General features: G+C 36.8%; 12 protein-coding genes and 1 pseudogene. 3 read left to right on the plus strand and 10 right to left on the minus strand.

Going from position 1 to position 8,004, the window contains the following annotated elements:
- Positions 1-61 precede the first annotated feature (61 nt).
- The 3 genes from fliT to fliD are packed head-to-tail and all read right to left on the minus strand — an operon-like array spanning position 62 to position 2,270.
- Complete coding sequence (gene fliT, locus JEP71_RS16405) at positions 62-415, minus strand: flagellar protein FliT (protein ID WP_023581843.1); 354 nt, start codon at positions 413-415, stop codon at positions 62-64.
- 18 nt (positions 416-433) lie between these two features.
- The gene (gene fliS, locus JEP71_RS16410) at positions 434-832 is read right to left on the minus strand and encodes a flagellar export chaperone FliS (protein WP_023581844.1); all 399 of its coding nucleotides are present in this window, start codon (positions 830-832) and stop codon (positions 434-436) included.
- Between the two features lie 19 nt (positions 833-851).
- A complete protein-coding gene (gene fliD / locus JEP71_RS16415) occupies positions 852-2,270 on the minus strand; it encodes a flagellar filament capping protein FliD (protein WP_198626605.1) in 1,419 nt (472 codons plus the stop codon).
- A 387-nt stretch (positions 2,271-2,657) separates the two neighbouring features.
- Here fliD and JEP71_RS16420 point away from each other — a divergent pair, with 387 nt between their 5' ends.
- The 3 genes and pseudogenes from JEP71_RS16420 to JEP71_RS16430 form a co-directional block, all read left to right on the plus strand.
- Positions 2,658-3,770 (plus strand): FliC/FljB family flagellin, encoded by a 1,113-nt coding sequence (locus JEP71_RS16420; protein ID WP_198626606.1) that lies wholly within the window; start codon positions 2,658-2,660, stop codon positions 3,768-3,770.
- A 227-nt stretch (positions 3,771-3,997) separates the two neighbouring features.
- Positions 3,998-4,276, plus strand: a complete 279-nt coding sequence (locus JEP71_RS16425; protein WP_198626607.1) for a type II toxin-antitoxin system RelE/ParE family toxin — start codon at positions 3,998-4,000, stop codon at positions 4,274-4,276.
- A gap of 305 nt (positions 4,277-4,581) precedes the next feature.
- A pseudogene (locus tag JEP71_RS16430) lies at positions 4,582-4,923 on the plus strand (flagellin N-terminal helical domain-containing protein); the annotation flags it as partial.
- A gap of 42 nt (positions 4,924-4,965) precedes the next feature.
- Here the strand turns inward: JEP71_RS16430 and JEP71_RS16435 are convergent.
- From JEP71_RS16435 to JEP71_RS16465, 7 genes are all read right to left on the minus strand, one after another.
- Positions 4,966-6,012: a tyrosine-type recombinase/integrase gene (locus JEP71_RS16435; RefSeq protein ID WP_198626608.1), complete on the minus strand. Its 1,047-nt coding sequence runs from the start codon at positions 6,010-6,012 to the stop codon at positions 4,966-4,968.
- Positions 5,916-6,224, minus strand: coding sequence for a hypothetical protein (locus JEP71_RS16440; protein ID WP_198626609.1), 309 nt, complete (start codon positions 6,222-6,224; stop codon positions 5,916-5,918). The genes JEP71_RS16435 and JEP71_RS16440 overlap by 97 nt, the downstream gene beginning before the upstream one ends.
- A gap of 204 nt (positions 6,225-6,428) precedes the next feature.
- Complete coding sequence (locus JEP71_RS16445) at positions 6,429-6,635, minus strand: DUF4060 family protein (protein WP_198626610.1); 207 nt, start codon at positions 6,633-6,635, stop codon at positions 6,429-6,431.
- Positions 6,636-6,642: 7 nt separating this feature from the next.
- On the minus strand, positions 6,643-7,188 hold the full coding sequence (locus JEP71_RS16450; protein WP_198626611.1) for a phage N-6-adenine-methyltransferase: 546 nt from the start codon (positions 7,186-7,188) through the stop codon (positions 6,643-6,645).
- Positions 7,178-7,489 carry a phage protein NinX family protein gene (locus JEP71_RS16455; protein ID WP_198626612.1) on the minus strand — a complete coding sequence of 104 codons (312 nt, stop codon included), beginning with the start codon at positions 7,487-7,489 and terminating at the stop codon, positions 7,178-7,180. Before JEP71_RS16455 ends, JEP71_RS16450 begins: the two co-directional genes overlap by 11 nt.
- A complete protein-coding gene (locus JEP71_RS16460; protein WP_196532499.1) occupies positions 7,482-7,667 on the minus strand; it encodes a hypothetical protein in 186 nt (61 codons plus the stop codon). Before JEP71_RS16460 ends, JEP71_RS16455 begins: the two co-directional genes overlap by 8 nt.
- Positions 7,668-7,760: 93 nt before the next feature.
- Positions 7,761-8,004, minus strand: a 244-nt coding sequence (locus JEP71_RS16465; RefSeq protein WP_198626613.1) for a DNA cytosine methyltransferase, incomplete at its 5' end; no start/stop codon positions are given.

An 8,004-nucleotide genomic window follows, 5' to 3' on the forward strand; every position in this document is an offset into this window, starting at 1 on the left:
CTAATTGCTTAGATAAAAAGACGCCATTAGCTAATAAAACCGCTTTTGGCGCAGAGGAGAGTTATTTCAGGTTGAGATCAGGATAATAACTATGTTCTGTAAACTGACCATAGCTATTTTGTACCCTCTGCTCTTGTTCAGTCTGTCTTATTAATATGCCAAGCTCATCTAGACGAGCCCGTAATAAATTTCGCGTCTCATTTTCGTTTTCTAAGATTTTCTTTAGCATATCTGTGAGGCGTTGTTGTAGTCTCAGCTCACCGTCAGCAGGTTTTATCATCTTAGTGATACTTTCTACGCTTTTTAAATAATCCATTTCCATTTCTATCAGCTTATCCCATTGCTGATCTTTGGCAAGCGTTAACATTTGCTCACTTGATTTTAAAACATGCTCGTAAGCCGCCATAATATCCATATTGTTATCCACTCTAATTTAATAAGAATTAATCTGTGTGCCGATTTGTTGCCAAGCATCAGAAATTTCAGTTAAGAGCTTGATGACTTCATGAATTTTTTCTGGATTATTTTTTAAGTTAGCATCGAGTAGCTGATTAACCATATAGTCATAAAGGAGCTCCAGATTTTCTGCAAGCTCGCCACCTTTTTCTTTATCCAAACCTTGCTTTAACCCGTTACCAATAATATTAATGGCTTTAGAAATGTTTTCGCCTTTACCTGCGATATTTCCTTGCTCCATTAATATTAAGGCACGGCGAAGGGCGCTAAGCGCCCCATTAAATAGGATCTGGATCAGCTGGTAAGGCGTGGCATTTAAAATCTCGCTTTCAACGTCGATTTGAGCATACATTTTACTGGCTGATTGTTGATACATATTATCCTACTTTTAAAAATTACATTAATAAACGGCCGATTGATGCACTAGAGTTAGTCATGGAGTTCACCATTTTATCTAACTGTTGGAACTGGTTTTTATAACGTTCCATCGTGGCAGCAATATTACGTTCCGTATTTTTAATTTGGTTATCTAACGTTTTTTTCCGTTTTTTTACACCATCAGTGGCAATATCTAAGGTGCCATCTGTAGATTGCAGTGTTTTCTTCAGGAAATTATAAGTTTGAGTACCAAATCCTGTCTCTTTACCATCACCCATAAAAAACTCTTTGACGTTAGCTGGCTTTTCTTTTAACGCCTCATCAAGTTTTTTGCTATCAATATCTAAAGAGCCATCAACCTTAAATTTAATACCCATTTTATTTAGGGTATCCATATCTGATGTATTTTGTGAGCTTGTAACAAAACTCTTTAGTTCAGACATAATCATACGGCTGGTGGTATCACCGAGTAATACACCATTATCTTTCGATGAAGCTTCGCCTTTCTCTACTTGAGTGTATTTAGTGAGAGATTTGTAGGTACTGTTTAACTCGTTATAAGCATCCGTCCAAGCTTGAATCGCTTTTTTCATTGGCTCAATATCACGAGCAACAGTGACTATTTCAGGCTTATCTGTTTTGTCTTTATTATCAAACGTTGTTTTCTTAAGATTTAAAGTGATCCCTTCTGGTGCATCTTTAATTTCATTCGTTTGACGTTCAATTTCAATACCATTAATCGTTAATTTAGCATTGTTTGCTTTAACGATTTCTTGCATTGCCCCACTGTTAGATTTAGATGAATAACTAATAAAATTATTTAGTTCATCATCACCCTCAACAGTGATTTCCATTTGTGAATCAGTACCTTCTTTACGTGAAGTTAGTACTAAGTGGTTAACACCATCTTTTGCTTTAACGATAGTGGCAGAAACATTACCCTCTTTTTTATTGATTGCATCACGCAATTCAATCATAGAGGTTTGATCGTCAGTTAACTCAATACGTAATGGTTTTTCTTCACCAGGCTGGGTAATCACTAAGGTACGTTTATTACCATCACCTAATGTTTTTCCAATAGGTACTTTTACATCGCTTACCGCTTTTGATTTCAGTGTTTGTGCGTGAGCAAGTTTATCTATCGAGACGGTATAGTTACCAATGCTGGCTTTACCATCTGTAGTCACTTTAAAGGCATCAAACTCATCGTCTACTTTTGTTGCAACAATTTCGTCAAATTTCTTTAAATTTTCTGACGCTTTTTGTAACTTATCAAGTTGGCTACGGATCTTACCGTAAGCGGTAATTTGGGCTTCGTAGCTTTTCATCTGTTTATCAAGGGGTTCAAGGCGTTTATTTTCCGCCGCCTCTAATTGTGCCAATGTTTGGCTAAGAGGCATCCCTGAGCCCACGCCTAGTGAAGCAATACCAGCCATACCGGTCTCCTTTCTGTGTTCGTAAAATAATCCTCAAAAACCGTTATCGGTAGAATCGGCGAAAAGTTTACGTCTATTTAGTATTTTTGATGAGTGAAACAGGCTGCCATATAGAAGCCTTTTATTGCCATTGATGACCAAAGTCGAATTTAGATGGGTTAAAAAAACGTTGAGACGAAAATTGATAAAAAATAAATAAAAAAATGATAATTTAATTTCTTTATTTATCATTGACTTGATATGGATTCTATAAAAAATCGCAGAAATTTTTGTAGGAAAAGTTAAAGGTTGTATGTGGAGTGCCGATAAACTTGTTGCCGGTGATTAACACCGAAAATGAATAGGCAAACTTTTATTTTATCGACTTGATTTTAAAGGAATCTAGCTATGGCACAAGTCATTAATACCAACTATCTGTCTCTGGTAACTCAAAACAACCTGAATAAATCTCAGGGAGCTTTAGGAAGTGCAATCGAGCGTCTGTCTTCTGGTTTACGTATCAACAGCGCTAAAGACGATGCAGCAGGTCAAGCGATTGCTAACCGTTTCACTTCTAACGTAAATGGTTTAACTCAAGCTTCACGTAATGCGAACGATGGTATCTCTATCGCTCAAACTACTGAAGGCGCTCTGAACGAAATTAACAACAACTTACAACGTATCCGTGAGTTAACAGTTCAAGCTAAAAACGGTACTAACTCTAACTCAGACATCACTTCAATCCAAGAAGAAGTTAAAGAGCGTCTTGGTGAAATTAACCGTATTTCTGAACAAACTCAGTTTAACGGTGTTAAAGTACTGAGCGGCGAAAAAGCTGAGATGGTTATCCAAGTTGGTACTAACGATAACGAAACTATCAAATTCAACTTAGATAAAGTTGATAATGATACTTTAGGCGTTGCAACTGACAAACTGTTCACTGAAGCTACAGTTACTAAAGGCGCGAAGAAAGCAAGTGCTGATGATGCTGTTATTGCTGATTTAGGTGTTGCTGGTGGTACTACATTAAAAGGTGGCTTGACAGTTAAAAAATACGAAGAAGATGGCAAAGTTGTTGCTGGTAAATTCGTTGCAAGTGAAGGCGGTAAAAACTATTTAGTTTCTGCTTCAGATTTTGAAGCTGATGGTACTACTGCTACTCAAATTAACTTAAAAGCAGGTTCAGCTGTTGTTGGTAATGAATTTACTGCAGTTGCAGGTAAAGACGTTAAAACTTTAGACGTTAAAGATGACGCTTTAGCAACTTTAGACTCAGCTATCAACAAAATTGATGAAAGCCGTTCTAAATTAGGTGCGATTCAAAACCGTTTTGAATCTACTATCAACAACCTGAATAACACTGTTAACAACTTATCTGCTTCACGTAGCCGTATCTTAGATGCTGACTATGCAACAGAAGTTTCTAACATGAGCCGTGGTCAAATCCTGCAACAAGCTGGTACTTCTGTACTTGCTCAAGCAAACCAAGTACCACAAACTGTTCTGTCTCTGTTACGTTAATTCGTACTCTGACACAAAAGATACCTTTCTATATTCAAAAGGTCCTCGTAAGAGGGCCTTTTTTTGTCATTTGTGTTGAAAAGTATTTATATTTTTCCTTCATCTATTTTTAAAAATTATGTCCATATAGCATTTTTCCTAAAGAAAACGATAAAAATCATTTTATGTTGTGGTGATTATAACGACACATTAGTGTGTGTTACATCTCGTATAATACGGATTTAAAGATGATAAAATCATTTAAATATAAAGGATTGAAGCAACTTTTTGAAAAAGGCGTTACATCAGAAGTTCTTGCTAATGATGTAGAAAGAATTAATGATAGACTACAATTTATTGATATAGCTAAAGATATTGGCGAATTAAATCGGCAAATATATAAACTTCATAAATTAAAAGGTGATCGAGAAGGATATTGGTCGATTACAGTAAGAGCTAATTGGTGTATTGCTTTTCAATTTATTAACGGCGATGCCTATATTCTACACTATGAGGATTATCATTAATGAGACAATTTAAAATTTCACATTCAGGCGAAATTATTGCACGAGATTTAGAATACAGGCTCCCAGTATTTTATATTTAGCCCTACTTTTTTTAGTTTTATTTTTTCTTCCGATCTATTTCGCTTTTTTCTACAATAAATTATTCCTTGCAAATTAACTGACTGGCTTTTATTACTATTTTCGCGACGCCAAAAATCGTAAATCCTTCAAAATTGATGACGATAGTGTTTAGGCAACGTTATTACAGTGACGTAATAACCCACCTATTCATTAAATGTTTTAAAATCAAGTTGAAGGAATATTATATGCCACAAGTTATTATGACTAATCCAACATCACTGATTGCTCAAAATAATTTAAATCGCTCTCAAAGTGTATTAAATACTGCAATCCAACGTCTCTCTTCAGGTTTACGTATTAATAGCGCCAAGGATGATGCTGCGGGTCAAGCGATTGCTAACCGTTTTACCTCAAATATTAATGGTTTGACTCAAGCTTCTCGTAATGCGAACGACGGTATTTCAATTGCCCAAACCACAGAAGGGGCATTAAATGAAATTAATAATAACTTACAGCGTATTCGTGAGTTAACTGTTCAAGCTAAAAACGGTTCTAATTCAGATTCTGATATTAAATCTATTCAGGATTGTGTTTTGCACTAGATGATGGGTAATATTAATCTATATTAATCAGCCAGTTAAAAGTGTTAGATGTGGCTTTTTGCTGGCTTCATTCTTCGATTGTGTCGAAATTGTGACGCGCTCACTATATTTGGTTAAATGTTCACCACTTAAGTGGGCATACCTCTTAACCATTTCTAATGTTTCCCATCCTCCCATTTCTTTTAACACCATTAATGGTGTTCCGCTCTGCACATGCCAACTGGCCCATGTGTGGCGCAGGTCATGAAATCTAAAATCTGTTAACCCAGTCAATCTAACTGCCCGTTCAAAATCTTCAATACCGATAGATCGTTTTCTTTTCCCAGTTCTCGTAAATACATACTCAAAGTCTTTTGGAATATTGCGTAAAATATTTACAGCATCTTCATTTAAGGGAAGAGGGCGACCTCGGTTAGATTTTGAGTTTTCAGGTGTTACTATTGCAACCCCTCTATCTAAGTCAACATTGCTCCAAGTAAGGGATAGCAACTCACCTCGTCTTGCTCCAGTTAATAACGCCAAGCTAACTAAGTCTTTCATCCACTTTAGCTTTAGATTATCAATAAGCTCAATTGCCACTTCCTTTTCGATCCATCTAACCCTGACAACCGGTTCTCTAAACGATGGAACATGCGGTTTTTCTTTTATCCATCCGCTTTTGTGGGCTAATGAAAATGCCCTCATAATAAATGAACGATACCTGTTTTTGGATGCGTTAGAGAGTTTTCTCTTTGTTTTCGTGCTATACACAGGCAGTGAGTTCGTGATCTCATCACTGGTAATAGTGGATAGTTTTCTGCCTTTGAAAATAGCTAGGAAATACCTTGCATTGGTTTGTGCATTTGCAAAACTTCGATGACCCTCAGCATTTCTTAGCGCCAAAATCATCATCTCATCGAATGTTCGTTCTGGCGATTTATCTAGTTTATCTATCTGCCATAGGTCGTACTTTAATTTATCGTGATACTCCTGAGCTTTCACCTTGTTCGTGGTGCCAGTAGATCTCCTAATTCTTTCTCCACTTGGAGATGTGACATCAATCCAGAACGTATTCCCTCTTTTGTAGATCGGCATTTTGAATTTCTCCTGCCACCGACCATAGCCAGCCGGTAAACATTATTGTCATTAAACTGCGCCTGTTCAAACTTTTTCAGGCTTTCCTTGTTAGCTCGCCATGAACCGCCCACCTTAAACATGTAATATTTTGGTGGGTTTTTATAGATAGTTGATGGTGAGAGTTTTAGCTTCCCTGCAAACTCTTTCAATGTCATGCAGTCATCTTCCATTCTTCTCTTCCTTTTGCAGATTTCTGATGTATTGGCACATAACATCTTTGGTATTGTACTTTGTGTGATTTAGAGGCTTAAACTTTGGCGTGTATTTATCGAGGATCTGAGTTGTTAGTTTGTCGTTGGGTATTCCGTGGCTTCTGAGTTCGATTAAGCATTCCTTTGCTATTTGCCTTCGTGCGTTTTCCATTGCCTGTGCATTCATAGTCTTTGCCTTTTATTACGCAAAGTGACCATATATGATTTAAGACAGTTTTCTATTTCCACAGGATAGATATTCTTTCCTATCTTTATTTTGTGACTAACGATTATTCCTGTTCTATTGTATTTCTTTTTATGGGCTTCCAGTGCCTCATTAATAGCAATCCTTTCTATGGGCGTGACTTCACCGCGAATTATTAATCTCATAATTCACCTATGCTATTTTCCATTCATTTAATATTTTATTACCGATATTAATTAACTCGTCTCTATCTACGGTATTAATTATCTTTCGTGGTTTGATATATGGTCGCCATATTAAAAGCATTGAGCCTTTATTGTTTCCATTGACGGGTTTGTTTGTTCCTGCATTAATAAAAGATATTCTTCCTCCTGTAATTAGCCTCACTTCATCAACTGTTTCTAATGCAGAGTTAAACCAACCGACAGAAGTATCAGCAGGTATTAACATAACGACTGGCTGTAATTGCTTTTTACATTGTTCGGCGGCTTTATTAATCCACGGCTGAATATCTGAATAGGGTGGGTTAATCCAAATAGCGCCATAACTTTCCCAGTCGCAATTTAACGAGTCGTCTTTTTCGGTTAGGTAATGAGAGCAAAGGTGGTTATTTTTATCGGCGGCGGCATCTAAATAGAAACCAAATTCAGCGTCCAGTGCTGTGAATAAAGGTAGGGGAGTTTGCCATCTATCACGCAATTCCTTTGGTGTATGGCTACCTCCGTAGTCAGTCTTCATTCTCCGTATCCTTCATTATTAAGAATAATTCCATAGCGCCACGGTATAAGCTTTCATGCTCAACCTGACCAACTGAACCATGGCAGCACATCCAGCCACCTGAGATTTTAATCATCGATATTTCATTCTCAATAATAATCGGCATTGCGTCGGCTGGGTTATTGCAAGGTTTGAAGCACTTACTACCCACCATGACAGCTAATTCATCCCACACAGTGGTTGTAACAAACCATTCTGCACCTAACTTTTCAGCAACCTTTTTATTAATCTCGAAATCAGATAGTTCGGTGTATTTATTCATTAATTAACTCCCAATATTCACAAGTATTTTTCTTAATAATCCCACCCGCTTCCAAGTGACCAATCACACAACTAACCTGACTCCTTGAATAATCAGGGCTGCATAAGTGATATAGTTCGTCTGTGGTAAGCTGATTACATTGAAGAACTTCTATTATTCTCTCTCTTAATTTATCCATTCTCTCATTACCTCTCCACAAATAACCTCAACACTCATCACTGACATTAAATATTCAGCACGTTTATTGCATTCCGATTGCGTATATAAATCCTCAGATATTGGCACTGCATGATTGTTCATAATTAACAGCAGGACGAACAGCTTCATGTTTGTTTTCTCTATATGCACATTTAAATATGTGAGCAATAACATCAACAGTCCAGGCATTGCCATAACATTTATATGACTGTGAATTTGAAACTATATTTTCACACCAGCCATCGGGGAATGTTTGTAATCTGGCGCATTCAGTGGGAGTTAATTTGCGATAATGTAGATTGCCTGTTGATACCTTT

It is taken from the genome of Proteus sp. PR00224 (assembly GCF_016238105.1).
GTDB lineage: Bacteria > Pseudomonadota > Gammaproteobacteria > Enterobacterales > Enterobacteriaceae > Proteus.